We start from the raw sequence: 26,418 nt of genomic DNA, 5'->3' as shown, positions 1-26,418 counted from the left end.
GCCGACTACGGCATCTGCGGCGACCTGTTCAAGGTCACCCCGCTGCTGATCGAGGCCATCAAGGCCGCCAAGGCTGCAAAGTAAGAAACCTTTACATGGGTTGAAAAATAGCGCTATCCAAGAGGATAGCGCTATTTTTATGACCTTTTTTAAAGCGGTGCGGCAGAACGGAGCTTGTTCAACAGCGGGCTGTAAGACCAAATTCCTTCTGGGATGATGCCCTGCGCTCAACAGCAGCGGAGAGCGGTATATAGAGAAAAATCCTCCAAAATCATAGATTTTGGAGGATTTTGCCGGGCAAAGCACTATTCAGGGTCAGGGACAGGCCAACTTTCTGGAAACCTTACAGAGCGGCGGTGAAGATGGACTTGATATCCTCGGCACTGAGCGGAACAAAACTGCCCTTACAGCCGTCAGCGGCCTTCTGTGCCATCATATCAAAATGCGTGCCGTCGATCCCGACCTCATGCAGTGTGGCAGGCAGCTTCATTTGCCGGAAGAATGCGCGGGTCGCGGCAATGGCCTCACGGCCAATTGCCATGTCGACATCTCCAGTCAGGCCAAAGACGTTGCGGCCATACTCCGCGAATTTCCAGGCAGTCTCTTCCCGCAGGGCAAAATCCATCCAGAACGGCGTCAGGATCGCCAGCCCTTCGCCATGGGTGATGTCGTAGAAGGCGGACAGCTCATGCTCCATGGGATGCACGCACCAAGTCACATCCGCGCCGCTGCTCACCAGACCGTTGATGGCCAGGCTGGATACCCACATCAGGTTTGCCCGGGCCTCGTAGTCGTCAGGGTGTTCCAGAGCGACAGGACCATAGTGGATCAGCGTCTTGAGAAGCGCCTCGCACATTCTGGCCTGCACATAGGCGCTCCGCACCGGGGTGAAATAATTTTCCAGCGTGTGGCTCATGATGTCGGCGGTACCGGCGCTGGTCTGCTTTTGGGAGACAGAAAAGGTATACTCCGGATTCAGAATGGACATGCGGGGCTTTAAAGCCTGCGCCCCGGTGCCCCATTTTTCGTGCTTGCTCAGATCAGAAATAACGGCAAAGGAATCCATCTCAGAGCCAGTGGCGGCCAGCGTTAGAACGGAATAGATGGGAAGCGCCGCTTTGATCTTGCGTCCATCCAAAACCAGGTCCCAGGCATCGCCGTCATAGCAGGCCCCTGCCGCAATGACCTTGGCACAGTCGATGGTGGAGCCGCCGCCGACCGCCAGGACCATATCGATCTTATGGGTATGGCACAGCGCGACGCCCTTGCGCACGGATTCAATGCGCGGATTGGGCTCCACACCGGACAATTCCGTTACAGACAGTCCTGCTTTCGTCAAAATACTCCGTTTGATGCCTTTTTCCCAGAATTGGTCGGACCTGCATCCTGCCTGCTCCATTGTCTCCGCTCGGATTTTTCCTGTCGTGGGTCAGGTTGCGGGTCGGAACTCGACCTGCTAATTGGAATAAGTCAATATCGCTGCACAGGTGAACAATAATTTTAACGCAAAAAGCTACTGTTTGCTCACCAGCAGCCTCTTGACCTCCTGGATAAACGCTGCTACCTCATCTGAGACCTTATCATTCGCCCGCTGGATCCACCCCAGATGGATCTCTTTTTTATGCCCTCTGATAGGCCGACTGACCAATTCCGGCCCGGCAAAGCCCTCGGACAATATCCCAGTGCCGATTGAAAATGCATCCGTATGTGTCAAGGTATTAATCATGGTGCCCCGGTCAACCACATAGATCCGCTTTTTGATGGCGGTCAGGTTCAACAGCAGGGCCTCCTCGGAAAAGTCGATGGGGACTGACGTGACCGTCTCAAAGGAGGCAAACGGATACTGCGCCATGGCGTTCAGATCAATCTCGTCATGAATGGCCATGGGGTGGTTCCTGCTAAAAAATACGCAGGGGTCAATGGTTATGAGTTCATTGAACTCTAAATTCCGGAGCGTCAGATACTTTTGGATGAAAGACTCGGTAGCCGTAGAGAGGAAAATAATCCCTACATCGCTTTGCTTTTCGTGTACATCCCGGATTACCGCGTCCATGCTGGTCTCACGCACATGTATCTCAAATACCTGCGGATCATATCGCTCGAAAAACTGGAAAAACGCCTTGACGATGAATGGATATCTCTGCGTGGAGATTGAGAACCGAAAGACCGGCTGTTCAACATGATGTGTATAGAGCGCTAGGATACGCTCTTCCTGGTCTAAAAGGGGCCGCGCGTATTGCAAAAACTCTTTCCCGGTATCCGTTAAGGCGACGCCTTTTCGGTCGCGAGTGAAAATCGTGATATGGAGCTCGTTCTCCAGGTCCCGCAGAATGTTGCTCAGGTAGGGCTGTGTCAGGCAGAGTGCCTGAGCCGCCCCGCTGATGCTTCCACTGCGAGAAATCTCCAAGACATATCGTATTTGCTGTAGCGTCACTGCAAATCCCTCCTTGCGTTCGTTATAATAGATAAAAAAATACCGCAGATATTGTTTATATTTTTGCCGGTTATGGATGGGGATTCTTTTTTCGTAATTGTTCTTTCGTAAAATACTTGATAAATTAAAGCTAGAAATCAAAATCTTTATTAATAGGCCTATTACAAAAGATAACGAACTGTTTCCCAAAAGTCAACAACATCTGTTTTTTAGTGAGAGAAAGTGAGGAGCTATGAAAAACCTTTCCGAGAGAAAAGATTTAGGGGCCGTGGCATTTATCCCTCTGCTGACGTTCCTAGCAGTTTATTTAGGTGCAGGACTTATATTTTCCATCATGGGGACGGAAAACCCCTTTAAGCAGATCTCCCGTGAATTTGCCGTTATGTGTGGTCTGGTTGCGGTGCTTGTCATTAGCGGGAGTCGACAAAAAATTGAGGAGAACGTGGACTTGGTAGCCAAACACTGTGGTGAGCAGGGCGTCATGCTGATGATTCTGATTTTTGCGCTGGCGGGTGCCTTCTCTGGAACGGCAAAAGCAATGGGCGGAATGGACGCCGCCGTGAATTTCGGCTTGTCCATTATCCCCCGTCAGTTCGCTTTCGCTGGCATCTTCATCATCTCCGCTGTACTGGCTACTGCCATGGGTACCTCTATGGGAACTATCGCTGCCATTGGTCCCATTGCGCTGGGCATTGCGGAGGAAGCGCAGCTCTCCACTGCCATTGCCATTGCCGCTGTGCTGGGCGGAGCCATGTTTGGCGACAACCTGTCTGTTATCTCAGATACTACCATCGCCGCCACCCGGGGAGCCGGCTGCGAGATGCGGGACAAATTCAAGATGAACTTCCTCATTGCCCTGCCCGCTGCCCTGATATCTGTGGTTGTCTATTGCCTGGTGGGCGCTGGCGGAGAACTGATGGGAAATTATGAATATGACCTTATCAAAATTATCCCCTATGTCGTAGTGCTGGTTACGGCCCTTCTGGGCATGAATGTGGTGTTGGTCCTGCTGATGGGTGTAATCGTGTGCGGTGTCATTGGATTCGCTACCGGGAGCTTGACTTTCGTGGGCTTCTCCCAAGCCATTACCGATGGTATTAGCGGGATGTTGAGCATTATTATTGTGACAATTATTCTTCGCGGATTAACAGGCATTGCCAAGGAATACGGCGGCATTGACTGGCTGGTGGAAAAAATGAATGGTCATATCCACTCCAGGAGGGGGGCCGAGTATGGCATGAGCCTTCTTTGCGGTCTAGTCGATATGTCGATGGGGAACAACACAATGGGTATCCTGGTTAGCGCGCCGTTGGCGATGCGGTTTGCAAGGATTTACAACATTGCGCCCAAGCGCGTGGCAAGCCTGCTGGACATTTCCTCCTGCGTATTTCAGAGCTTTATCCCGCATGGAGGCCAGTTGATGCTCTGCATTACTTTAACAGGACTCTCACCATTTAAGGTGGTTTCCGCTTCCTACTACCCCATGCTCCTGGCTGTTGCAACGATTATTACAATTCAATTTGGGCTTCTCAAAACCAAGGAGGAAAAAGAAGGCATCAATCTCTACACCGATGGTGAAGAAACTGCGGAAGTCTAAATTAATCTAGGAGGAAATATTATGAAGATTACAAGCATTGATGTATTCGATTTCGCAAAGTGCCTCAACTATGAGGACTGTGCGCCCATCTGTATCCGCATGAACACGGATGCCGGAATTAGCGGTTTCGGCGAAGTGGGTTTGGCCTATGGTAACGCACACTATGCGGGCGTAGCCATCGTGAAGGATTTCGGTCAGCTCATCATCGGGATGGACCCGCTGAACAGCGAGGCGATTCGTGAAAAACTGTTCCGCACCACCTTCTGGGGTATGGGGGGCGGTACGGTCATCAATGCTGGTATGAGTGCCATCGACATCGCTCTCTGGGACATTAAGGGAAAATACTATAATGTGCCCGTATACCAGATGCTGGGCGGCAAGACCAACGAAAAGCTCCGGGCTTACGCCAGTCAGATCCAGTTCGATTGGGATCTGGAGGACCGCAACATGGTAACGCCCGAGCAATACGCGGAGGCGGCGAAAAAGGCGATGGCCCAGGGTTACACCGCCGTGAAGGTGGATCCTGTCGGTGTAGCCGCCAACGGCAACTGGCAGCGCACGAAGCAGGATGCCGACTGGCGGCTCCGGGGCCAGCTTCCCAGCAATGTCTTGAAGCTGGTCCGTGCCCGCTTAGAGGCCATCCGTGCCCTCAGTGAGGACCTGGATATCATCATTGAACTGCACTCCTTCACGGATACCAGCACAGCAATCCAGCTAGCGAACTACATCGACGACCTGAATATCATGTATTATGAGGAACCTGTCCATCCGCTCAACGCGGTGTCCATGCGGGAGATCCGGGACAAGATCAAGATTCCCGTGGCCTCCGGTGAGCGCATCTATACCCGCCTGGGGTACCGTCCCTTCTTCGAGAACCGTTCCCTGAGCATTATTCAGCCCGACGTGTGCCTTTGCGGCGGCATTTCCGAAACAAAAAAAATCTGTGATATGGCGGATACCTACGACGTGAAGGTCCAAGTACATGTTTGCGGCGGCCCCATCTCCCAGGCGGCGGCGCTCCATGTGGAGACGGCGATTCCCAACTTCCTGATCCATGAGCAGCATTCCTACGGCATCAAGCAGGGTCTGCGGGATACTTGCGTGTATGACTATCTGCCGGATGGAGACGGAAATCTGGTTGTCCCGGAATTGTCGGGAATCGGACAGGAGGTCACGGAGGAGACGATGGCGAAAACCTTAGCATATACGGTCAAGTAAACATAACAAATGCCAGCGGAGTACGGCTTGCGAATCTGTATGGATATGGTTTGCATCAATATCTGCAAAGAACAGACCAAAATTTTTAATGTGTCTACCCTCCAGAAAATCCACCCCACAGTCTGCTACACCATATCAAAGAGAAGGACTTTCTGATCATTTCTCCCACCACATGAGATGCTCTTTTACGGGCTTGTCTGGTTCAGCTTGATCGCAAACATACCCTGTTCCAGATCCATGGCGGACTCCTTTCTTGTTTTCCGTAGACTTTATATCAAAACTGAATACAAACCGCTAGAACAAAAGAAATCGTCTGTATTGACAAAATCGCCGATGTGTAAGGCTTCTTACACATCGGCGGTTTTATAATCGAAAAAGGTATGAATATCAGAGGAGATTGGCTGCCGCGCTCATCACAACTCGTCTCTAGGGAGAAGTTCTCCCCGCATCAAACGGTAGACTTGTTCTGACGCAATATCGGCATCTAACTGCTTTGGCTGCCGGCTTCGTTCAATCAGCACGCCTACAATGGCATATGTGTAGAAATCCAACGCCATGCGCAGATCAGAGCGCCGGACGTCTTGAAACATACCACGGCTCTCCACCATATCCTCCAGATAGGTGCGGACGGTATCGACCAGAACTTCCTCTATCTGCCGGTAGCGGTGAGAGGTCAGCAGTTTGCGCAGCAGCTCCCTTTGTTCCAGCAAAAATGACATCAGGAGGCGAAGCGCATCCAGCACAGAGACAAAATGTTCTTCCTGATAGATTAAACGCTCCAGATTCTGGCGCAGGGACCACTCCACCACGTCCTCCAAGTCCTGAAAGTGATAATAAAAAGTCTGGCGGGAGATAGAGCAGGCGTCCACCAGATCTTTCACTGTGATATCATCAATGGCTTGTTTTTTCGTCAGCGCCCAAAACATATCCACGATTTTACGTTTGACATTAACCAGCATAAGGTTTCCACCTTATACCATATTGTCACAGAAAATTATATCATAAAAGCCTAATGCTTGTCGAGAAGTGACTCCATGAGTTTTTGCTTCTGACTATAAAATAAAAGGGCGAGTCCTCAAAGGACTCACCCATGGTCCGAGTGGCGGGATTTGAACCCACGGCCTCTTGGTCCCGAATATCCGTCGGGAAATCCAAAGGACGCTTTCGCCTCCGTTTGGGATTTTTTACTCCAAATCCAGGCTCACCCGTATCCTGTCTGTTCCATTCTCTCCGTCCGGATTTTTCCTATCGTGGGTCAGGTTGTGGGTCAGGCGGTTACTGCACGGTTCCATTTTTTGAAGAAAGTTTATCGTGGAGAAAAGAGGAAGCAGGCCAGCACCTCAAATTTTAAGCCGCAATATACAAAGATTAAGCAGAAGACTGGGAAGCGGTTATGCGATTGACTTCTGTGTAATCAATGGAGCAATTTCTGTCAACTCAGTAAGAGTATTTGTGGCAAAGAGAAGATTTTTATTTAAAAGGAACATAGAACGGATTTTTTGAGGAAGTTCCCTTTCACCAAATCTAGAAGAACAATATAAACAAGACGGAGGATAACAAAGAATAATGCCATATAGATTAGATTATATAAACAGCGATTTGCGTCTTGTCAACTTGCGTGCCTGTTATACAAACACCACGTTCTTCTTTCGCTGATTTCAAAGCCCATTTACAATTCGTTTGGGTCTTTGCTCTTCCATTAGCAGTTCTAGATTCTCAAACAACATCTGATACACATTACGGAAAGAGGATACTGTGATTCCTGCCTGATGGGGGCACAGAATAAGGGAGTCTGGAAATTCTGCAGCTAGTTTTAGCAGGGGGTGGTTTGCTGATACCGGCTCTGGTGCATAGGTATCTAAAGCTGCTCCCGCTAGATGACCTGATCGTATAGCCTCACACAATGCATCATTATCAACTATGGCTCCCCGGGCTGTATTTATCAGATAACTCTCTGGTTTCATCCGGAACAAAAAATCTCGGTTGACCATGTGAGTACTTTCTGCCGTAGCAGGCAGATGTAAACTAATAATGTCGCACTGGGCCGTTAAATCTTCCAGCAACAGATATTTTACGCCAAAGTGTTGCTCAACCTCCAAGGGCTTCCGGTGCCGACAGTAATAAAACACCTGACTTCCATTAATACGTAGCCGCTTTGCTGTAGCTTGACCAATGTTGCCGAAGCCCACTAGGCCTACCGACACGGAGCTGAGATCCCGAGGAACGTTTCTCTCTAGCATCTGCATAGCATCACCTAGGCAACCTGCACGAACCATTCTATTGCCCCATAGCGTACGTCGTAGTAACATAGACATCAGTGTTACCGATAACTCCGCCACTTGTCCTGCATTGCATCCGGCACTATTACATACGTAAATGTCTCGCTTTTTTGCGGAATCGAGGTCAATACGGTCAAATCCTACACCTTCACTCTGGATAATTTTTAGGTTGGGCATTCTGGAAATCAGGCTCTCTCTCACCCAACTCATCGGTGTTACAAATAGCGCATCAGCATCTCCACAAGCAGCCAGCAAGTCCTCTTCAGATGATGCCATGTCGCAAAAAATCAGTTCCGCATTCTGATAGGATGGGGACTCTTTCGGCGCAAAATGATCATACCAAGCTTTCATGCTCAATACCATGACTTTCATCAATGTCTCTCCTCTACATTACGATAAGTTGGTTGGAATCTTATCATCTAATATGTTTCTTGCTATCTTATATCTGGAGCTGTAATGCGGAAATGATTGTTCATCCGTCTGTCGTAGCAATTGATTTAAGTGAATTGAGTCAAGGATCAAATATGCTAGTTCCTCTTGAAATAGCCAATGCTACCATCAGTCAATACAGCCGCTGTAGTTTGTTCACCGTGATTACCCAGAAGGGTCAATATTTCTTCCCACGTTTTGGCAAAGATAACCTTATTGGGTTCATCGAACCATGTAGTACTATACATATCAGGATACGGAGTGTAGTAAATAATCCTGCCTGCCTTATAGGATTTGCCTTTTTCGTTAGGTCCAGCGCTGCCTTTACTATGAGTAAAGGATCCGGCTAGATAGTGTATCACTTGTCCATCAGGGCAGAAATTAACCATAACGATGTCACCGCCAACCTTCACAGCAGGCTGTGCCATGTAAACCGCAAGAGAGCATTCGTTGTATTTTGCATTCGCATTTACAATAACAACGTCCTTTTCTTCGTCAATCGGTTCCCAGGCATTCGCATCACAAACCACCTTAATTGCCTCATAATATTCCTGGATAGGATCGCCGGCAAACAAGGCTACTGTATCTGTCTTGGAGTTAATGACGGCATCGATTTTAAAAAACTCACCGACCATGTGCGTCATTTCTTCAATATCCTGTCGCATACCGCATTTTTCAAGTGTTCCAATCGGCAACCATTCTCGACGTGAGTGATTTAGAGCAGTAGTTTTTATAGAAGCAATTCCGGGAAAGAGAAGTTTTCCTCCACCGCCATAGCCATTCATGACATGGGGAGTGCAGGCTCCGATACCAATTTTGATATCACAAGACATAAACTCCATGTTGACCTCTACCGGATCACCTTTACTATTTGTCCCGATATTTACGCAAGAATCAAAGCAGTTATGGTTGTAGACCATGTAGTTTTCTACAATCTCCTTGCCTAACTTTGCCACTAAGTGTGCACGGGTATGAGGAGCATGGGTGCCGAGAGCGCACACAAAACGGGTATGTTCTTTTGTAATTCCGCCGACTTCTAATTCTTCCAGGACGATTTTCGCAATTTTGCCAGCCTGGGTCCCTCGGCTCAAATCATCCACAACAATACAAGCTTCATGACCAGTCTGTGCCATTTCTCGGATAGTACGACCACCAATAGGATGCTGAATGGCCTCCCTCATCTGAGAAGGCGTCATCTCTGGCCAGGAATCCGCCGGAAAATCCCGGAACTCAACACTCCAACTTTCAGGTAGTTGGATTTCTATAGGAGTTTTAATTGTGGGATTCCACTCAGTTTGCCATAATTTAAACAGATTCATAATATCCTCCTCCATGTAATATATCTGCTTCTGATAACTACATATTCTTCGCCTACATTATTTGCTTATATGACTTCTATGAAATCGCTTAAAAATACAGCCTGTTCTCTTTCCGGTCACTCAACAACTTCGCCATTCCCTGTCCGACAGCCAGTAATATCTCAGAGTTGATCTTTCGGACATTTTTTGGACAGATGGCTATACAGCGCATACAGGAAATGCAGACATCTTTGTTCGTGGACTTTGGATCGTCTGTAGGAATCGCCCCTACCGGACAGGAATTCACACATTCTCCACATGCATTGCAGCCGATGTCAGCAAAAGGTTTCAGGGGGATGCCACTATATTCTTTATAAGGATGGTTGCCAGGGACAACAAGCGCAGGATTGCCGGGAAGCTTTTTAACTCTTTTTGCAAAGGCCTCCAATTCCGCTCTGTCCTGGTTGTCTGGACGACCTGTAGCAAACTGGCGCATGATAGAATGTTCCGCAACAGCCTCAATGGCCGCAACAGGGACAAACCCATTGGCCACTGCCAAATCCTTCATTTCCATTAGTGTGTCGTCAATGGCCCGGTTACCAAAAACTGCTACCAGAACTGCTCTTGCACCATTTCCATGTAGATCCATCATTCGGTTTGTACATACGGTTGGAATACGTCCGCCAAAAGAGGGCATGGAAATGACACAAAAGTCCTCGGTGGTGAAACTATATTCCGCCTTATGCAGGATGTCGATAGTGGTTACATTTTTATCCAATGCTGTACAGAAGATATCCGCCACTTTTCTGGTTCCTCCGGTAGGACTGAACACGATACTGTATGTAGCCATAGTAATTCCTCCTGTTACCGTTCAATATTGATTTTACAGAATCGGACTTTGACCGGTCTCATCTTCAATAAGAATCTGAACATTTGTTTTCCCTGTTTGATAGCGAATCCAGGCGTAAAGCGCCAGTAACATTACAAGGACCATATTCCCTATAAAGGCAGCAAACGGAATGGTTCTGATACTCATGATCAACGTTCCGATCTCAATACATGCGATCACTGTCAGAAGCGGATAATAGATGCAGTTTGGAATATGCAATGCCGAACGTTTCCATTGCTCCTTGAACTTCGTGGGAATTCTGAAGCCGGATAACAACAACAGCATACCGCTGATACGCTGCGTCATGACAGTATAGGCCGTGAACGCTTTAAGACTGACGCCTAGCATCATTGGAATCACACAAATCAGCCACATCGCTGTGTATATAATCCAAGGAACTCCATGCTTGTTAGTCCGCCCAAGCGTTCTTGGTAACCAGCCGTTTCGAATTGCACCGATTACCGGTGCTGCTATGGAAGTCATACCGGAGTTTACGGATGTGCAGAGTGTCAAAAGGGGGCCTGCTATCAGGAAAACCACCAAGACAGTCCCCGATAGCAAATTTTGAGCCAAAAAGGTCAGCGGCTTTCCTGCGGCCTCTTCAATGGGAAGCAAATTGGAAGCCACAAAGGATATACCGACATAGATCAGAAAAACAATGCCGGCTGAAAGAAAGATTGCCCGCGGGATATTTCGCTGAGGGTCTTCCGCCTCCCAACTGAAGCCGCAGACCAGAGAGGGAGCCGAAGTGGACTGGATCACCAGTGTGATCGCCAACAGATAGCCGAGCGCACCATTTGAGAAATATCCCGGAGACGTCAGAGCCAGAGAACCATCCTGAAGGTGGAATAGGCCAAGCAACGTAAAAGCTCCCAGAACAATCATCGCTATGGTCGTCAAGGGCTTTTGAAGTCTTGTCATAGACTGTGTGCCAAAGAGATTCACCACGTATAGAACGGTTGTGATGGCAACTCCAGCCCACATAGTTGGGATACCGGGAAAAATAGAGTTGACATACTGGCCTAAGGCACTGGCAACTGTTCCCCTGCTGAGGAACATGGGCAGCCACCACAGAGCATAGATACCCCCCATGAGTTCTCCGAGGGCAACAGTAGTCATAGCATAGTTTCCGCCTTTATAGCGAAACATGCTGGCAAAGAAAATTATAGGGAGTACCCGCAGTACGCCGCCTATGACTACCGCAACAGCGTAAGCTAACCAAGCAGCTCGACCTGTCTGTTCTGTTGCCAGCGTCAATGTAGATATGACACCGGCCAGAGAGCTCCCTGCCGAAATTGAAACTAATGCAAAAAGTCCAAGACCTTTTTCACTATTGGTTTTTTTCATAGAACAAGTACCTCTTAATAGGAAATCGGTCTTCCCAAAACCGTTTGTTTAAAATTCATGAAAGAGAAGCCGCTCCGGTAGATTTCTGATGTACCGAAGCGGCTTCTTACATATCACTCCCCGCACTCAATACGACGTGATATCAGTGAAGAAATAACTTTGAAACGATTAATCCTGGTCTTCGTCGAGAGTGTAGACAACATTGACCTTGGTTTTCCCCAGCTTATACCGAATCAGGGCCACTGCGGCGAGCACTGCAACCACACCCAGGTTAGCCAGAAACACGGGCGGAGAAATGGTGCGGACAGACAGGAAAATTGCAATGAGATTGGTTACAAGGGAAAGCGCGCAAAGAACATAATAGAGCCCGTTCGGCATATGTAGCCAAGATGTTTCCCAAGATTCCTTGAACTTAGTGGGAATATAGAATGCGGCGATAATTCCGAGGAGACTACTAATACGCATGGTGAGAACAGTATAGGCTGTGAGTGCTGACAGGCTGACACCCATGATTAGAGGCAAGACAGCAATAAGCCAGAGAGCGGTATAGAGGATCCATGGAACATCGTATTTATTGTGCTTGGCAATAGCAGGAGGTAACCAACCGTTGCTGACGGCACCCTCGACAGGAGCAGTCAGCGTGGGAAATCCAGAGTTTGTGGATGTAGCCAAGGCCATAATAGGGCCGGCAATGATGAAAATGATGAACAGGGGACCCGGGAATATTTCTTTGGCCACAAAGGTCAACGGCTGGCCTGCAACAGTCTCCACAGGCAGAACGTTACCGGCAACAAAGGAAACCGACATATAGAGCACAAGGATGATCGCGGTGGAAATGAGAATCGCCAAGGGGATATTCTTCTTGGGCTTATCAGAATCCCAACTGCAGGAACAAACCAAAGCGTGGCCGCTGGTAGAAAAAACTAAAAGCATCAGGCCATCCAACAGGCCAATGCCGCCGTTCAGATAATACTCAGAGCTGGTAACCTGGAAAGCACCATCATTCAGATGGAAGAGGCCAACCACAGCAAAAACAACAAGACCGATCAGCAGGAAGACTGTAGTCGGATTCTGGAGTTTAGACATACTCTTGACGCCAAAAAGATTGACTACATAGAAGATCGTCACCATGACAATACCAGCTATGTTGGGGGGGATAGCAGGAACCAAAGAACTGACATACGCACCCAGTGCAGCACCCATCATGCCCTGCATCAGAAACATGGGCAGCCACCACAGAGCACCGACACCGCCCCATTTTTCTCCCATGCAGGCAGTGATCATGGTATAGGAACCGCCTTTATATTTGGCAATGCCAGAGAAAATGATAGTAGGCATGATCCAGAGCAGGCCAGTAACAACAGCAAGACCATAAGAAATCCAAACAGAGCGTCCAGTCTGTGCGATGGCCAGTCCGGTGGTAGTGATGATACCGGCGCCGATAACGTTACCTGTGGCAATGCAAACCAAAGAAAACAAGTTTAACTTTTTCTTTTCCATGTTGCAGACCCTCTCTTTCTAAATTATAAGCTGTTTTGATTATTTTATAGTGGCAATAACAGCACGGCGCAGAGCTGCATCGGAAAGCTCCTGGCCGATACCGGGCCGATCAGGCACTGTGATATAGCCGTTAATAGGAACAAAATCGTCATAAGTGCCCATTTCCCGGAAATCATCATGCAGACAGGAAACATGGGTTTCGTGAATGGTGAAGTTAGCGATAGCGGCTTCCAGTTGGACACCTGCCGCTACACTGATAGGTGTTCCGCAGACGTGAGCCTGGATACCTACATCATAGGTATAGGCCATATCAGCAATCTTTTTCCCTTCTGTTAAACCGCCACAAAGCCCCAAATCAGGCTGCAGCATGGAAAGGCTTCTGTCCTGAAGGAAGGGCAGGAATCCAGAGCGCAGATAGGTCCGCTCGCCGTTGGTCAGCGGAATGGTAGTTGACTCCGCCAGCTGCTTTGTCGCATCGGGACAAAGCGGCGCGATAGGCTCTTCCAAATACATGATATCATAGGGTTCTACGGCTTTCGCTACCTGAATGGCATTCGGGAGACGAGTAGTGCAGTGCATTTCCACAATGATATCAGCATCTTTGCCAACGCCCTGGCGAGTGGCTTCAATGCGTTCGGCGATAGTGTTCAATGTCTTATGGTCGAAGAAGGCAAATTCCTGCTTACTAGTAAGTTGTTCACCGCCTCTTTCTCGCCCAAAGACCATAGGATCAACTTTAACAGCATCGTATCCCCGACGAACGGCTTCTTCTGCCACCTCACGATATTCTTCTGCGCTGAATTTTGGATCGGTCTTGTCAAAACCAAACTGCAGCTGACTGGCGTAGCAACGCAGCTTATCTCGGAACTTTCCACCCAGCAGAGCATATACCGGAAGCCCTGTTGCCTTACCGCGGATATCCCAGAGCGCAATGTCGATCGCACTTAGCGCGGAATAAATAATAGCGCCATTGCCCTTTGTCCAATAGCCATTATTGTAGATTTTTTCCCAGATAACTTCGTTATACATGGGATCCATACCGATAATCAGAGGTGCCATCTCCTGAATCAGAGCAAAAACGGCATCAGACCCCATGAAGAAAGTAGCGCCAGCTTCACCGTATCCATAATATCCTGCATCGGTATTGATGCGACAGAGCACAGGACGGCTGTTGCCGAACTTAAACTCCTCAGGGGGAATCAAAATAGCATCAACGCTTGTAATTCGCATGACATCAACTCCGTTTTATAACAAGTTTTAGAACCAGTTCTAATTATTATGATTGTACCAAAAGTAAAAAAAGTCAATAGGAAATATCAAACAAAAATTAGCCGCCAAATATAGAGAAAACAGAAAATTGTCTTTAAAATAGGTGGCCGTCACTTATGTGGCGGCCACCTTTGAATAAATTCTAGATTTAGCGGTGATATTGGGACCCTTCAAATTTAATGGGTTAAAAACCTGTTGATATGGCATTGAACTGCACCCCATTTGTCAGCAAAACATAATGAAAGGCTTGCCGCCCAGATTACATAGGCCGCAAGCCTTTTCGGTTGCTTAAAGAATTTTATTTTAAAATATTATCTAACTTTTTGGAGTTACTTCACTTCAAGATGGGGCTAAATAAAAACTGAATAGATGATAATAAATCTCTCTTAATTTCTCCGGAAAAATATCCATTCTTTCTAGTGTATAGTAAGTGTAAAGACTTCCGCAAAAGATGGATACCATTTCTGTCTGCATTTGTTCAATGGAAAGTTCTTTTTTTAACTTTCCTGCGTTTTGAAAGCCTTCAAGATGTTTGAGAGTAAACTGATTGGAACTGCGTTGCTCAAAATATATGGTTTTGTTCCCACTGGGAGGTTCAAAAAAAGCTTTAAACACAATGGTTGGAGTGAGTGTTTGGATTAAATTAAGGTTACTGTCGACAAGGCGATCAACAAATAAGAAAGGAGAATCACTTTCATAATCAAATTCAGCATCAGTGTAAAATGAATTAACATCACCTAAAATTGCATCTAAAAGTGCTGCTTTAGATTCGAAAAGATGATAAAATGAACCTATTGAGACATTTGCCTCTTCACAAATTTGACGAACCGAAGTGTTTTCGAAGCCGTCGCAACGCATAAGCTGAGTAGCCGTAGCCACAATTCGCTGTCTAGTTTCATTGGTTTTCATCGCTTGTTTTGTCATTTTCCGCATTGTAAAGGCTCCTCCTGGTAAAAAACAGTTTATTACAACCAATAATACATAAATGCCTAATAATTACATTCAAATACTAGCATATTGTTTTGGCATTTTCAATCCTTGAGTTCCTACAGCTGAAAAAACGGCGAATAACTTGATAGCTATAAATGAGCAAATTCAAAAAGTGCACAAAGATGCTCTGCAAGAGCGAATAGAGGCTTCAAAAGGCAAATAGGAGTCCAAACCACAAGTGAAGAAAAATTGAGCAAGGCAAAGGATCGTGAGCAGGCGGTCAAACGCCTTGGCCGCTCTTACCATGAAGCTCTTGAAGCCCATATACCGTTTTTGAGAGCGGAACATCATCTCAATTTTCCAGCGGTGCGAATAGTATTCCAGAATCGTTCTGTCATCCAGAGAAAGATCAGAGCACAGGAAAATGCGCAGTGCCTTAGGATTGCCAAAGGCCTCTTTCGGGTAGGAAAGCAGTACGACAGCGTTGTGGATTTTATTCAGAGGGCCCTCATAGCGATGCACCCAATACGTGCGGCCTTTCACCGTTACAAGGTGAAAATGGCTAGGAGAGAGGGAGCAGGCGTAATCCATGGCGGACGTTCTTTGCCCGTTTGGATACAGGGTCCGGTTGGTTTTCGTTGCTCCAATCAAGTGACAATCTTTTTTCTCGCATTCTTCCAGAATAGCCGGATTGGTGTACCAGCTGTCCATAAGGACATATGCTCCAGCCTGATCCGGCAAGGATTTGAGTACGTCCAGTGTCATCTCAACTTTTGTTTTGCCTTCCTTGCTGTAACGCCTCAGAGAATAACACAAGGCGGTCTGACCGGCACTGACAATAGCGGCATGGACCTGGTAGCCGTAAACTACCTTCCCCTCCAAGTGTGAGTAATGCTAGCCTGTTCCTTCTGTTGGATGTTTCGCTTTGGAGGAAGGTTTCGTTTTGGTAATGACGGTATCATCAATGCTGATAAAAACCGGCTCCTGTTCCGATTCGGCAAGTTCTGTGATCGTTTGGAGACTCTCCCGTTGCTGCGTTTATGCCACTTTTTCGTCATCCCACTTGCCCTTGGACAGAAAATGTCCATAGGTCGTCCTGTGTCCCGGGAAGACCTCGGCATAGTCCGTCATTTTCCCACTGTTCCCCTTCGCGCAACTGGCCAGAATGATTTCCTGCGTCCGCCGCTGTGGCACACTGGTCAAAAAATCCAGATGCTTTTCAAAAAAGAACTTGCGTATCTCTTCTTCCAGTGATACAATCCGCTCCATAAGGCATTCCCTTCTGTGTCATATGGTTGCTCTCACTTCCATTCTATCACAGTTGGGCTTTGCCTTTCTTTTTTCGTCATTTTTCAGATTTGCTCATTTATAGTTGATAGTATCCACAGAAAGCACTCCTGCTTTGTTTTAATCGCATAGTTTTTGGATTATTCAATCATTTCTAATTCTTACAGAGCGGACAGCGGTTGGTATATTGAGAAGCACCTCCAACTGATGCTGAGGGAATTACCCACCCATAGGTGGGGCAAGCAGAGCGTTTGGCTTGCCACGAGCGGCAGCCAAACGCTTTTTTGCGGGCAAGAAGCCCACACCCACTTTCAGCAGCCGGATGGCCGAGAGCAGAGGAAGACAGCTCTATACGAAGATCAAGCACCCAAAGTGGTACACCATGACAAAGAAGAAAGGGATGCCCCTGCAAGGAGGAAAGTTACGCGGGCCAGGGAGGACAATCAGTTCCCACCTGTGAGCCGCTGTGTGCCGGCTTTCCGGCAGGGGAAGGTAAACACCCGCCCCTCGGTCCAGAGACGAGGTGTGGAGCCGCTTGCGGGCCATGTTCAAAAGACCTATGTAGACAGCAATTTTCCCGGTGTCAGGAAAATGATAACAAACTGATAACACTCCTCAAAACCTATAGCTATCCAACGCTAGTTCTGGTATGGTGTCGTTCCGAACAAGCGGACGGCGCCATACCAGTTTTTTATATGGAGGTGATAGCATATGGCAAACCGAAAACGACACCAGGTCATCGCATTCCGAGTGACTGCGGCGGAGCGGCGGCAGATCAACGCCAAGATCAGGCAGTCCGGCCTGAACCAGCAGGAGTATCTGCTGAACACCGCCCTGGGCCAGCCCATCCATGTGGTGGCGGAGCTGAAGCCGATCCTGTCGGAGCTGCGGGCCTGCGGCAGGAACTTGAACCAGCTCACTGTGCTGGCGCATGAGGGACGCATCCAAACGGTGGGCCTGCGGGCGGCGGTGGACGCGTTGGGCAAGGCCTATGATGCGGTCAATGCACTGCTCACATCGGAAGACAAGGTGATCTCCCATGGCGATCTGTAGCTTTATCAAGGAATCCAAGCAGACAGCGGGCGCTATGGCCGGTGTGATCCGTTATGTATCTCAAGCACAAAAGACTGTGGACGAAAACGGTACCCGCTACCTTAACGGCGTTAACTGTGTGGCGGATCTAGCGCAGCAGACCTTCATGGCAACTAAAAATCTGTATGGAAAGGCAACTGGAACATTCTTCTACCAGTACGTCCAGTCCTCCTCACCACATGAACAGATCACCCCAGCGGAGGCCCACAAGATCGCACTGGAGCTGGCCGAGAGATTCTTCCCTGGCTGCGAGGTCCTGGTAGCGACCCATATCGACACAGAGCATCTGCACTCCCACTTCATCGTGAATTCCGTCCACCCGGACACAGGGCAAAAGCTCCACTTCACGCCGAAAACGTTAGAACAGATGCGGCAGATCAGTGATCAGATCTGCATGGAGCATGGCCTCTCCACCCTGAAACCGTATCGACAGGACCGAAAAACCAAGGGTCTGCGGACAGGAGAATACCGGGCTGCTGTTCGTGGAGAAAGCTGGAAGTTCCAACTTATCGCCGCCATTGAAACTACAATGGAACGAGTAGGCAGCAGGGAGGACTTCATCCGGGAGATGCGGCGGCGGGGTTATGAGGTGCGGTGGGAGGCAAACCGAAAGAGCATCACCTACACCACGCCCTCGGGCATGAAGTGCCGGGATGACAAGTTACACGAGCGGAAATTCAGAAAGGAGAAGATGGAGGATGAATTCAGAATACGGCGAGCAGAGCAACAGTGCATTAACCAGTTTGAAACAGCGGGCACAGATGCCCCCGACATTGATGGAACAACAGCCCAACGTCCTCTACACAATGCCCATGCAGACGGTGGGGCGATTGGAGGAGGTGCTGCGGAGGACGCTGGCATTGCAAGAGAACATCCGCACATCTATGGAGGAACTGGCAACCAAAGAGAGCCTGGACTCGCTGGCGACATCGGAAGAATTGTTGGATTGGGTGAACCAGGTACAGGAACTCAATCAGCAGACATATCGATCTATGCAGCAGGTGTTGGCAGATGTGAAGGAGGAGAACCGACAGGCTGGGAAGATGCGCGACGAGTTTATGAGGAAACTCTCCGATATGGAGCGGCAGTTCCAATCGGATGGGGAGGACATTCTGAACACTTTCCGGCTCTGGACCCCGCTGACATTCATCGGGGCGGCAGCGGTATCCACGGTGTTCACCATCCTAATGCGGATCCTGGTGCGATAACGGAGGAGATCATCCACCTGCTGTCCAGACTGGAGGGTGGAACCGAGGATCAGGTGATGGACAGCACCACACAACGTCAGCACAGTGATAGAAAGGCACTCTCCAGAGAACGGGAAAAGAAGATCGCCATGGGACATAAGGCGGACGACCATGAGGAAGGCCAGAAAATGATGTGAGAGAGGTGCAGACAAAGGTCTGCACCTCAAATTTTGCATCGCAATATTCAAAGAAAGAATCTCTCCAAGCCAAATTGATAACAGTTTGATAACTCTGCCCAGTTGAGATAGACAATATGAAATGACCCCTTCACTTGTAAAGCGTGGATTTACCTGTCATACTTAAGGTGCGAACAAAAGCACACAGGAGTCACCACATACAAGAGGAGGAGTCATTATGACAAGTATAATCTATGTAGGAATGGATGTCCATACCACAAATTACACACTTTGCTGCTACAGCATGGAGGATGACCGATTTTTCGCCGAAGTTCAGGTTGAGCCGGATGCGAAGAATATTCTGAAATACCTTGCTCGCATTGAAAAGCAACAGAACAAAGAGTGCCGTATTGTCTGTGGTTACGAGGCAGGATGCCTGGGTTACTCACTGTATCATCAACTGCACGCACATGGTATCGACTGCGTGATCCTTGCACCGACCACGATGATGACAACGCCTGGCAAGCGTATCAAGACGGATCGCAGAGACGCCCGCCTAATCAGCAAGTGCCTTGCATTTCATACTTACAGCTCCGTGTATATTCCAACGGAGATAGATGACGCAGTGAAAGAGTATATCCGTATGCGTGATGATGCAAACAGCGCACTGGTTCGCGTCAAGCAGCAGATCATTGCATTCTGCATCCGACACGGCAAGGTCCATGATGGTAAGAGCTATTGGACAAACAAGCATTTGGAGTGGCTTTCAAATTTGAATTTCGGCAATGATATTTTATCCGAGGTATTGCAGGAGTACCTGATTCGTTACTACCAACTGCGGGAGCAGGTGGATATGTATGATACGCGGATCAATGAACTCTCACAGGCAGAACCCTACCGGCAAAAGGTAGAAAAGCTGGGGTGCTTCCGTGGCATTGCTGCGCATACGGCACTGTCTTTCTGCGTTGAGGTAGGAGACTTCCGGCGGTTTGCGACCGCACAGCAGTTTGCGTCCTATCTCGGACTGGTGCCGGGAGAATGTTCCAGTGGTGACAAACAGCAATATACCGGAATTACAAAGGCTGGCAATTCACATCTTCGCAAACTGCTTGTGGAAACGGCTCAGGTATTTGGCCGATGCGCAACAAAAAGCGGGAAATCAGCGGCTCTCAAGGCGCGGCAGGCAAAATGCGACTCCTTAACGATTGCCTATGCGGATAAAGCGAACGCACGGTTGAAGAAAAAATACTTTAAAATTGCAATGCGTTCTAAGGCGAACATCGCAAAAACTGCCGTGGCAAGAGAGATGGCATGCTTTATTTGGGGCATGATGACAGATAACATTTCTTGTGCATAGGGTATTGCATGAAAATCCGTGCGTCAAGGATGCTTCGCACCGCTGCGCGGCTTCGTCCTTGACCCACATATTTTCATGCAATATATGGTTTTCCAAGGGATCAATGTACAACTGTGCTGCCAAACGGCATCTGAAAGGGGCTAAGCGACTTTGAAGGTTCAGCAATCTACGAAATAGCTATGGCGGCGCCCTTGCGGCGATCCACGACGGTAGACGGTAGTGCTGGCGGAGAACCATTGTCCTGTGGTAACCAATCCACGTATAACAGAGTGGCCAATGCCGGAAATCTGTATCGTCTTAGCCCTTTTCTGATGCTGTTCGGTATCCTGCACAATTTGACAGGTAAAATTTCGTTGACTTTTCCCCTTGAAAAAAGTCATTTCATAACAGCTATTAAGGTCAGTGCATGGTATTGTGTGTCGCTGAAAAGGAGGTGGCACACAATGTATAACTACATGCAAGCCTTAAAGCAACGGTTCTTCCAGCCCCCAAAGTATGAAAAACTGCGGCAGGATATTGAGAGAACCCATCAGGAGTTGAATAGCAGACTAGGTGAACGGGAGTGCAACCTGCTGCTGGGGATCATGGATATGCAGACAGAACTCTGTGAAAATATCTCGCTGGATAGCTTCGTGGCAGGATTCCAGCTGGCATATGGGATCACAAAAGAACTGGAAGAGAAAGGTGTGTATTCCTTCGAATTGGAGGATGAACAATTGACCTGCCAAAGGCTTAGGGAGAGGAGGGAGCAGGCAAATGGCAAAGCGCAGGGCTAACGGTGAGGGTAGTATTCGCAAGAGAAAAGATGGCCGCTGGGAAGGCCGGTATACCGCAGGCTATGACCCAGAGACAGGCAAACGGATCATCAAAAATGTCTTGGGCCGCACACAGGCAGAAGTCAAAGAAAAGCTGAGACTGGCGGTAGAGGACAACAAGAAGATCGACGCCGCCAAGGGACAGGACCTCACCGTAGGGCAGTGGGCAACGCTCTGGTTTGAGAACTACGCAAAGCCTGCTATCCGCGAGAGTACAGCGGAGCACTACCGGAACTACATCGAGAAGCACATTGTCCCCCGGATTGGTAAGATCATGCTCCGAAAGCTGACTACGCTGGATATTCAGAAATTCTACAACAAAAGCAGAGAATCAGGAAGGGTCCAGCGCTACGAGGGCATGGAAGACCTACACCTCAGCAACAAGACCATCCGGGGCCTCCACGCCGTGCTGCGCCAGTGCCTGGAACAGGCTGTGACGGAGCGGTTGATTCCATACAACCCCGCCGCCAACTGCAAACTCCCGCCGAAGGAGAAGAAGGACATGCAGATCATCCCGCCGGAGAAACTGGGAGACTATCTGCGTGCGGCGGAAGAACACGGTGTCCTGCCGATGTTCTATCTGGAACTGACCACCGGACTCCGCCGGGGCGAACTGCTGGCACTCCTCTGGTCAGACCTGAATATCAAGGAAAGGTGCCTGACGGTCTCCAAGTCCGTGGCAAGAGGCAAGGGGGAACTGCGAGTCACGGAGCCGAAAACGAAAAATTCTATCAGGACAGTATACATCGACGATGAGGCCATCCGCCTGCTGGTGGAGGACCGCAAGAATCACCCGTTCAGCCCCTACCTGTTCCCGTCCCCAGTGACAGGCGGGATGTACGGCCCGGACTGCGTAGGGAGGACCCATAAGAAACTCTTGAAGAAAGCTGGAATCGAGGAGAATGTCCGATTCCATGATCTCCGAAGGACTTTCGCTACAATGGCGCTGCAAAATGGTGTAGACCCGAAAACAGTCTCCAGGATGCTGGGTCACTACTCCGCTGAGTTTACCCTGGATGTCTATACGAATGTGACGAAGGAGATGGAAAAGGAAGCCGCCGAAAAGATCGGCAGCTTCATGGAGCGGGTCATCTGAAAAAACGTCAGCACCGGAGGGCAGGACTGCTCTCCGGTGCTGTTTTGTCCTCTCTGGACCTTTCCGGACCTTTCGCCGTGTGGGTCACGGCGTGGGTCGACCTAAAAAAGTGCAAGGGTAAAACTCATGGAAAGTTCTGAAAAACGGCAAAAATCCGGCAGAATCAACAGATTCTGCCGGATTTTTGGTCCGAGTGGCGGGATTTGAACCCACGGCCTCTTGGTCCCGAACCATTAACCAGCTGGACAGTGTATGCCTAGGGCTGCAATTGACACAGCGGTTACTATTTGCTGTTGTACCACACTTGTACAACATTCAATTTGCTGCTTCGCTCGGAAGTTCCATGGCTTTTCTGACTTTCGGAAATGTGATTTCCCTTTGCTGATCTTCACAATAATCGGCATATATGCGCATTGTAATGGTTGGATCGGTGTGACCGAGCAGATACTGAACCTCTTTGGGGTCCATGCCTTTTTCGATGCAACGGGTCGCGTAAGTGTGTCGAAGGATATGAGGTGTTACTTTGAAATCAATGATTCGCTTTACCCAGGGATGCTTATTGGGTTTTGCTTTTTCGCCGGGCGCAAGAGGCGGGGGTGTTTTTCTGGCGGTAACGGCACTCCACATGCCTCTAAAAGCGGTTTCTGTCAACATCTCCCCATTTCTCTTGTGAAATAGAAACATAGAATTCGATTTGCACAGTTCACCCTTGATAGCAATAGCTAGATCCCTTGGTAGCGGTACTTCCCGATAGCCGGCAGGGGTCTTTGTAGTATCCTGCAAAATCGAATTCGTACCAATAAATACAAGCGTTCTATGGACCTTGACTACGGCATTGTCTGGGTCGGCAATTTCTAAGGCGTCGCGCATAACAGCAAGAGCCTCGCCGCGGCGGAGTCCGGTTTTGGAGAGAAACCAGACGAAAAGTCTAGCAGTGGTCCCCTCCAGAGCGGTAAGCAGAATCTCCTCCTGGGCAATTGTCAATGCCCGGAGCTTCTTCTTTGTTACACCATTGTTTTTGAGGCGTTTTGGTACAGGCGAACGTATAATCAGGTTATCGTCCACCGCACTGTCAAAAATTGCGCGGAGGCATTGAAGAACTGTTCCGTACAGTGACTTGCTGGAGTTTGAAAGGTGGTTCAAACAGCTTTGAATAGCCATGGGAGTGACATCCTGCATTTTCAGCGCACTTAAATAGGGGAGAATATGCACATTCAGCGCATTTGTGATGCTGGCTTTGGAATTTTCTCTAAGCTTGGGCTTTTTGTAGACATTATACCACATCTGGGCGTATTCACCAAAAGTAGTATCATCGCCCAAGTCAATGCCGGCGCGGAGCAGCATTTTGGCTTCTTGGAGCTTTTCTTCCGCTTCTGCCTCTGTCTTTCCGTAGATATATTTCCTCTTTCCGTTCGGGAGAGACAGCGTTTTTGTGACATAATCTTTTCGTGCCATATAAAATTTCCTCCTTGTGGGAGGCTGCCATCTGTGGTATACTAAAAAATGCAGATGGTAGCCCCTTGATTACATTTGGTCGTGTGGTCTTTTGGATACTTCTGCCGCCGCTCTGGGGTGCCACCCGGGGCGGCTTTTTTTATTGATTGGATCGTGCATGGCCTGCCGGGGTGCCATCCGGCGGGCCGTTTTGCTTTTTAAGTGGCGATATCTAAATTGAAAAGACTTGGCTGAACAGATTTCATCCGATATTCGGCAAGCCGAAGAGAAACCCCCATATAGTTGGCCGCATCTTGGAGCGGCCTGTCCAGAAAGCATTGAAGTTCATAGTCGTTGTATAGAAGGTCTACCGAAAATTGGTGGGCCTCTTTTTCATATCTGCCGGGGACCATATATGTTTCGTGATCCATGAATACCCGGTTTAGGCCGCGATGCATGAAGTGATGCCCAAGTTCATGTGCGCAGACCAACCGTTGCTGGTGTTCGTCCAAATCGGAGTTGATATAGATAAGTGTTCGGCGCTGACAATACTGGCGCAGTCCACGGAGAGACCCAAGAGGGGCATATACCAGAATAATGCCTAGTTTCTCCGCAATGCGAAAAGGGTCCCGTGTCTCATATTTTTTGACAATTCGAGAGGTCAGGGCCTTACTGTCCATTTATTGCTCCTTTTTATATTTCTTGGGCGTATAGGTTTCCTTATTTTTTTCTCGGACAAGGCGAAGGCCGGCATCCATTGCAATTCTCAAATTTCTGATGTCTTCATCAGACATTGGCGTTCCATCAAACATCAACTCGCCGCCGGCGGCCATATCGGACATGATCTTTTCTACACGGCGGGCAATATCACGCTGCTCACGATCTGAAAGCGCCTGAGTAACGTTTTTCTCCGCCGAATCTTGGCTGGTATAGGTGCGGATGATTTCGGCAATGTCTGCGTCGGTTGCAGTAGCGTTTTTATCTGCGGCAATCAGAAGGGACTTGCTCTGATACAGAGTTTTATAAGAATCGGGAGGAAGTGCGTCCAGAACAGAGATATCCACGCCAACAGGCGATTCATTCTTCCAGATGTGGATGCCGTTTTCGAGGTGTTTTTCACTGTTTTGTGCAGTTCCATGGAGCAGATAGTCAATCGAAACGCCAAAATATCCAGAGATCTTTGTGAGATTTTCTGCTTTCAGCGTTTTAATGCGCCCCATTTTCAACTCGGTAAGATTGCCGCGACTGATCGAAAGCTTATTGCACATTTTTCCAATAGTAATGTCATGGCTTTCGCATAAAGCATGGATACGATTATACAAGTCATCCATTTTTATACTCCTATTTTTGTGCATAACGCAGATTGCACTAATATTTGTACAAAATGGCTTGACTTGTACAAGTGCTTGTACTAAAATCGAACCATGATAGGTACAAGAATTAGTGCGATATATTTGGTAGCACTTATATATTAGTACAAAGACTTGTACCTGTCAACAGATTCTTTTAAGAGAGGAGGATTTTTGGCGATATGGCCGAATATACACGATTTGGTTTGGAGGTAAAAACCAAACTGCTTGGACCACCGGCGAGAACACAGACATGGCTGGCGGCCCAGGTATCAGAGAAAACCGGACTGTTCGTTGATGACGCATATCTCTCTAAAATTCTGACAGGTCAGCGAAATGCCCCCAAAATTGTGAGCGCAATCTGTGAAATTCTGGACTTGCAGGGCGAGGCGGTTGGATGATGGGGCTGATAATTGCACTGCTTGCCGTGGCAGTTATTGTGCTGCTGATCCATTCGTGGTCATTGTCCACGGGAATCCAGGCGATACTTTTGTGGCTCATGGATAAGAATTTGCCACAGCCTTCAGATGCAGAACTACGGAAGTTCACCCGGAAGGCTGCGGCGCACCAGATAGAAGATTTGAAAACGCTGTTTTGTTCAAAGAAGTCCTAACTGCTGCTTCATCCAAGCAGACGCTACACCCTCGGCAATCTTTCCGAGCATGGAAATTCCAGCGGAACCAACCTTTGAAGAGATTTCCTTGGTTTTTTGCCAGTTATTATGCTCTCGGATATTTGCCAAAAATTCATGACCCTTGGGAGTCAGATCGGCGACCCAAATGGCGTCCCCGGCAGTCATATCCGAAAGTTTGATAAGTTCGGCCTCGGCGCAGTAGTTGATGTGGTATATCAGTTCGTCACAGTCATATTGCTCCATCAGCTCTTTTTGAAAGCTTGGGATCTCTGGATCATCAAGTCCAAGAATATCCGCGGTTTGGCTATGCAGGTCCAGGTCTATAAAGACAGCGCATTTTCGCAGGCTGGTATGCTCTTCAACACACAGCAGAACATCTCGCACACAATCAGGATTTAGGCGCAATGCATTCACCCCCTTTCTCCTCTATTTTACCATGGCGGCATCAGCGGGACAAGCGGGGACGATCAGGAAGGAGACAGAACATGAAGAATCCCAACAGCCAGGAGCCGGTGGCACCCGGAGGCTGTGAGAGAGACCACACGACCGTATATTTTACTGTTGAAGAGGTTGCGGAACGCTACCGCGTCTCTACAAGACTTGTTTATGAAGCGCTCAGTCAGGGAAGCATGGGCGGATTCAAAATCGGCGGGAGCTGGCGCGTGTCGGAGGCGGCTTTGCAGGCTTTTGAACAGAGCGGAGGGTTCCGCCGCCCAAAGAAGTTTGTGAACCGGACAACGGCAGCGGCCACTGGACGGCGCAGAAGCAGGCGGCCAATCGTCAGAAAAATCTCAATTTGAG

Annotated in this window: 27 protein-coding genes; 10 read left to right on the top strand and 17 right to left on the bottom strand. The window is 48.6% G+C overall.

Features of this window, described 5'->3' with window-relative positions; translation table 11 throughout:
- The 3 genes from Q0Z71_RS09070 to Q0Z71_RS09060 all read right to left on the bottom strand — a co-directional run.
- Positions 1-201 (bottom strand): hypothetical protein (locus Q0Z71_RS09070; protein ID WP_298021231.1); only part of this gene is annotated, 201 nt, incomplete at its 3' end.
- Positions 202-343: 142 nt separating this feature from the next.
- A complete protein-coding gene (locus tag Q0Z71_RS09065) occupies positions 344-1,399 on the bottom strand; it encodes an iron-containing alcohol dehydrogenase (protein WP_298021228.1) in 1,056 nt (351 codons plus the stop codon).
- A gap of 114 nt (positions 1,400-1,513) precedes the next feature.
- Entirely contained in the window at positions 1,514-2,434 is a 921-nt protein-coding gene (locus Q0Z71_RS09060) for a LysR family transcriptional regulator (protein WP_298021225.1), read from the bottom strand.
- A 232-nt stretch (positions 2,435-2,666) separates the two neighbouring features.
- Here Q0Z71_RS09060 and Q0Z71_RS09055 point away from each other — a divergent pair, with 232 nt between their 5' ends.
- Together Q0Z71_RS09055 and Q0Z71_RS09050 are read left to right on the top strand one after the other, a co-directional pair.
- The gene (locus Q0Z71_RS09055) at positions 2,667-4,031 is read left to right on the top strand and encodes a Na+/H+ antiporter NhaC family protein (protein WP_298021222.1); all 1,365 of its coding nucleotides are present in this window, start codon (positions 2,667-2,669) and stop codon (positions 4,029-4,031) included.
- A 21-nt stretch (positions 4,032-4,052) separates the two neighbouring features.
- On the top strand, positions 4,053-5,249 hold the full coding sequence (locus Q0Z71_RS09050; RefSeq protein WP_298021218.1) for a mandelate racemase/muconate lactonizing enzyme family protein: 1,197 nt from the start codon (positions 4,053-4,055) through the stop codon (positions 5,247-5,249).
- A 413-nt stretch (positions 5,250-5,662) separates the two neighbouring features.
- Here the strand turns inward: Q0Z71_RS09050 and Q0Z71_RS09045 are convergent, their stop codons facing one another.
- From Q0Z71_RS09045 to Q0Z71_RS09000, 10 genes are all read right to left on the bottom strand, one after another.
- On the bottom strand, positions 5,663-6,208 hold the full coding sequence (locus Q0Z71_RS09045; RefSeq protein WP_298021215.1) for a TetR/AcrR family transcriptional regulator C-terminal domain-containing protein: 546 nt from the start codon (positions 6,206-6,208) through the stop codon (positions 5,663-5,665).
- A 699-nt stretch (positions 6,209-6,907) separates the two neighbouring features.
- On the bottom strand, positions 6,908-7,900 hold the full coding sequence (locus Q0Z71_RS09040; RefSeq protein ID WP_298021212.1) for a 2-hydroxyacid dehydrogenase: 993 nt from the start codon (positions 7,898-7,900) through the stop codon (positions 6,908-6,910).
- Between the two features lie 155 nt (positions 7,901-8,055).
- Complete coding sequence (locus Q0Z71_RS09035; protein WP_298021209.1) at positions 8,056-9,276, bottom strand: lactate racemase domain-containing protein; 1,221 nt, start codon at positions 9,274-9,276, stop codon at positions 8,056-8,058.
- 88 nt (positions 9,277-9,364) lie between these two features.
- A complete protein-coding gene (locus Q0Z71_RS09030; RefSeq protein ID WP_298021206.1) occupies positions 9,365-10,105 on the bottom strand; it encodes a 4Fe-4S dicluster domain-containing protein in 741 nt (246 codons plus the stop codon).
- A gap of 33 nt (positions 10,106-10,138) precedes the next feature.
- Complete coding sequence (locus Q0Z71_RS09025; protein ID WP_298021203.1) at positions 10,139-11,491, bottom strand: APC family permease; 1,353 nt, start codon at positions 11,489-11,491, stop codon at positions 10,139-10,141.
- A gap of 168 nt (positions 11,492-11,659) precedes the next feature.
- Positions 11,660-12,991 carry an APC family permease gene (locus tag Q0Z71_RS09020; protein ID WP_298021200.1) on the bottom strand — a complete coding sequence of 444 codons (1,332 nt, stop codon included), beginning with the start codon at positions 12,989-12,991 and terminating at the stop codon, positions 11,660-11,662.
- Between the two features lie 39 nt (positions 12,992-13,030).
- Positions 13,031-14,221, bottom strand: coding sequence for a mandelate racemase/muconate lactonizing enzyme family protein (locus tag Q0Z71_RS09015; protein ID WP_298021197.1), 1,191 nt, complete (start codon positions 14,219-14,221; stop codon positions 13,031-13,033).
- A 378-nt stretch (positions 14,222-14,599) separates the two neighbouring features.
- Positions 14,600-15,193: a TetR/AcrR family transcriptional regulator gene (locus Q0Z71_RS09010; RefSeq protein ID WP_298021194.1), complete on the bottom strand. Its 594-nt coding sequence runs from the start codon at positions 15,191-15,193 to the stop codon at positions 14,600-14,602.
- Positions 15,194-15,355: 162 nt separating this feature from the next.
- Positions 15,356-16,072, bottom strand: coding sequence for a transposase (locus Q0Z71_RS09005; RefSeq protein WP_298021191.1), 717 nt, complete (start codon positions 16,070-16,072; stop codon positions 15,356-15,358).
- Between the two features lie 156 nt (positions 16,073-16,228).
- Positions 16,229-16,459, bottom strand: coding sequence for a hypothetical protein (locus Q0Z71_RS09000; protein ID WP_298021188.1), 231 nt, complete (start codon positions 16,457-16,459; stop codon positions 16,229-16,231).
- Between the two features lie 729 nt (positions 16,460-17,188).
- Between Q0Z71_RS09000 and Q0Z71_RS08995 the strand changes: the two genes are divergently transcribed.
- The 5 genes from Q0Z71_RS08995 (at position 17,189) to Q0Z71_RS08975 (ending at position 22,200) form a co-directional block, all read left to right on the top strand.
- Complete coding sequence (locus tag Q0Z71_RS08995) at positions 17,189-17,530, top strand: plasmid mobilization protein (protein ID WP_298021184.1); 342 nt, start codon at positions 17,189-17,191, stop codon at positions 17,528-17,530.
- Complete coding sequence (locus Q0Z71_RS08990; protein ID WP_298021181.1) at positions 17,517-18,953, top strand: relaxase/mobilization nuclease domain-containing protein; 1,437 nt, start codon at positions 17,517-17,519, stop codon at positions 18,951-18,953. Before Q0Z71_RS08995 ends, Q0Z71_RS08990 begins: the two co-directional genes overlap by 14 nt.
- 217 nt (positions 18,954-19,170) lie before the next feature.
- A complete protein-coding gene (locus Q0Z71_RS08985) occupies positions 19,171-20,289 on the top strand; it encodes an IS110 family transposase (protein ID WP_298021178.1) in 1,119 nt (372 codons plus the stop codon).
- A 443-nt stretch (positions 20,290-20,732) separates the two neighbouring features.
- Positions 20,733-21,065 carry a DUF6809 family protein gene (locus Q0Z71_RS08980; RefSeq protein ID WP_298021175.1) on the top strand — a complete coding sequence of 111 codons (333 nt, stop codon included), beginning with the start codon at positions 20,733-20,735 and terminating at the stop codon, positions 21,063-21,065.
- Complete coding sequence (locus Q0Z71_RS08975; RefSeq protein WP_298021172.1) at positions 21,046-22,200, top strand: site-specific integrase; 1,155 nt, start codon at positions 21,046-21,048, stop codon at positions 22,198-22,200. Before Q0Z71_RS08980 ends, Q0Z71_RS08975 begins: the two co-directional genes overlap by 20 nt.
- A gap of 315 nt (positions 22,201-22,515) precedes the next feature.
- On the opposite strand, the gene Q0Z71_RS08970 is transcribed toward Q0Z71_RS08975, so the two are convergent.
- The 3 genes from Q0Z71_RS08970 to Q0Z71_RS08960 form a co-directional block, all read right to left on the bottom strand.
- Positions 22,516-23,655, bottom strand: coding sequence for a site-specific integrase (locus Q0Z71_RS08970; protein ID WP_298021168.1), 1,140 nt, complete (start codon positions 23,653-23,655; stop codon positions 22,516-22,518).
- Between the two features lie 197 nt (positions 23,656-23,852).
- Positions 23,853-24,314 (bottom strand): ImmA/IrrE family metallo-endopeptidase, encoded by a 462-nt coding sequence (locus Q0Z71_RS08965; RefSeq protein WP_298021165.1) that lies wholly within the window; start codon positions 24,312-24,314, stop codon positions 23,853-23,855.
- Positions 24,315-24,965, bottom strand: a complete 651-nt coding sequence (locus Q0Z71_RS08960) for a helix-turn-helix domain-containing protein (protein WP_298021163.1) — start codon at positions 24,963-24,965, stop codon at positions 24,315-24,317. It lies immediately after the preceding gene.
- Between the two features lie 200 nt (positions 24,966-25,165).
- Here Q0Z71_RS08960 and Q0Z71_RS08955 point away from each other — a divergent pair, with 200 nt between their 5' ends.
- Positions 25,166-25,384, top strand: coding sequence for an XRE family transcriptional regulator (locus Q0Z71_RS08955; protein ID WP_298021159.1), 219 nt, complete (start codon positions 25,166-25,168; stop codon positions 25,382-25,384).
- Positions 25,381-25,596 (top strand): hypothetical protein, encoded by a 216-nt coding sequence (locus Q0Z71_RS08950; RefSeq protein WP_298021156.1) that lies wholly within the window; start codon positions 25,381-25,383, stop codon positions 25,594-25,596. Before Q0Z71_RS08955 ends, Q0Z71_RS08950 begins: the two co-directional genes overlap by 4 nt.
- Here the strand turns inward: Q0Z71_RS08950 and Q0Z71_RS08945 are convergent.
- Positions 25,582-26,031, bottom strand: coding sequence for a DUF2513 domain-containing protein (locus Q0Z71_RS08945; RefSeq protein WP_298021153.1), 450 nt, complete (start codon positions 26,029-26,031; stop codon positions 25,582-25,584). The genes Q0Z71_RS08950 and Q0Z71_RS08945 overlap by 15 nt on opposite strands.
- Positions 26,032-26,102: 71 nt before the next feature.
- On the opposite strand from Q0Z71_RS08945, the gene Q0Z71_RS08940 reads away from it, so the two are divergent.
- On the top strand, positions 26,103-26,417 hold the full coding sequence (locus Q0Z71_RS08940) for a helix-turn-helix domain-containing protein (protein WP_298021150.1): 315 nt from the start codon (positions 26,103-26,105) through the stop codon (positions 26,415-26,417).
- The last annotated feature ends 1 nt before the right edge of the window (position 26,418 follow it).

Source organism: uncultured Dysosmobacter sp. (genome assembly GCF_947631635.1).
Lineage (GTDB): Bacteria > Bacillota > Clostridia > Oscillospirales > Oscillospiraceae > Oscillibacter.
This window is presented reverse-complemented; position numbering and strand designations above follow the sequence as displayed.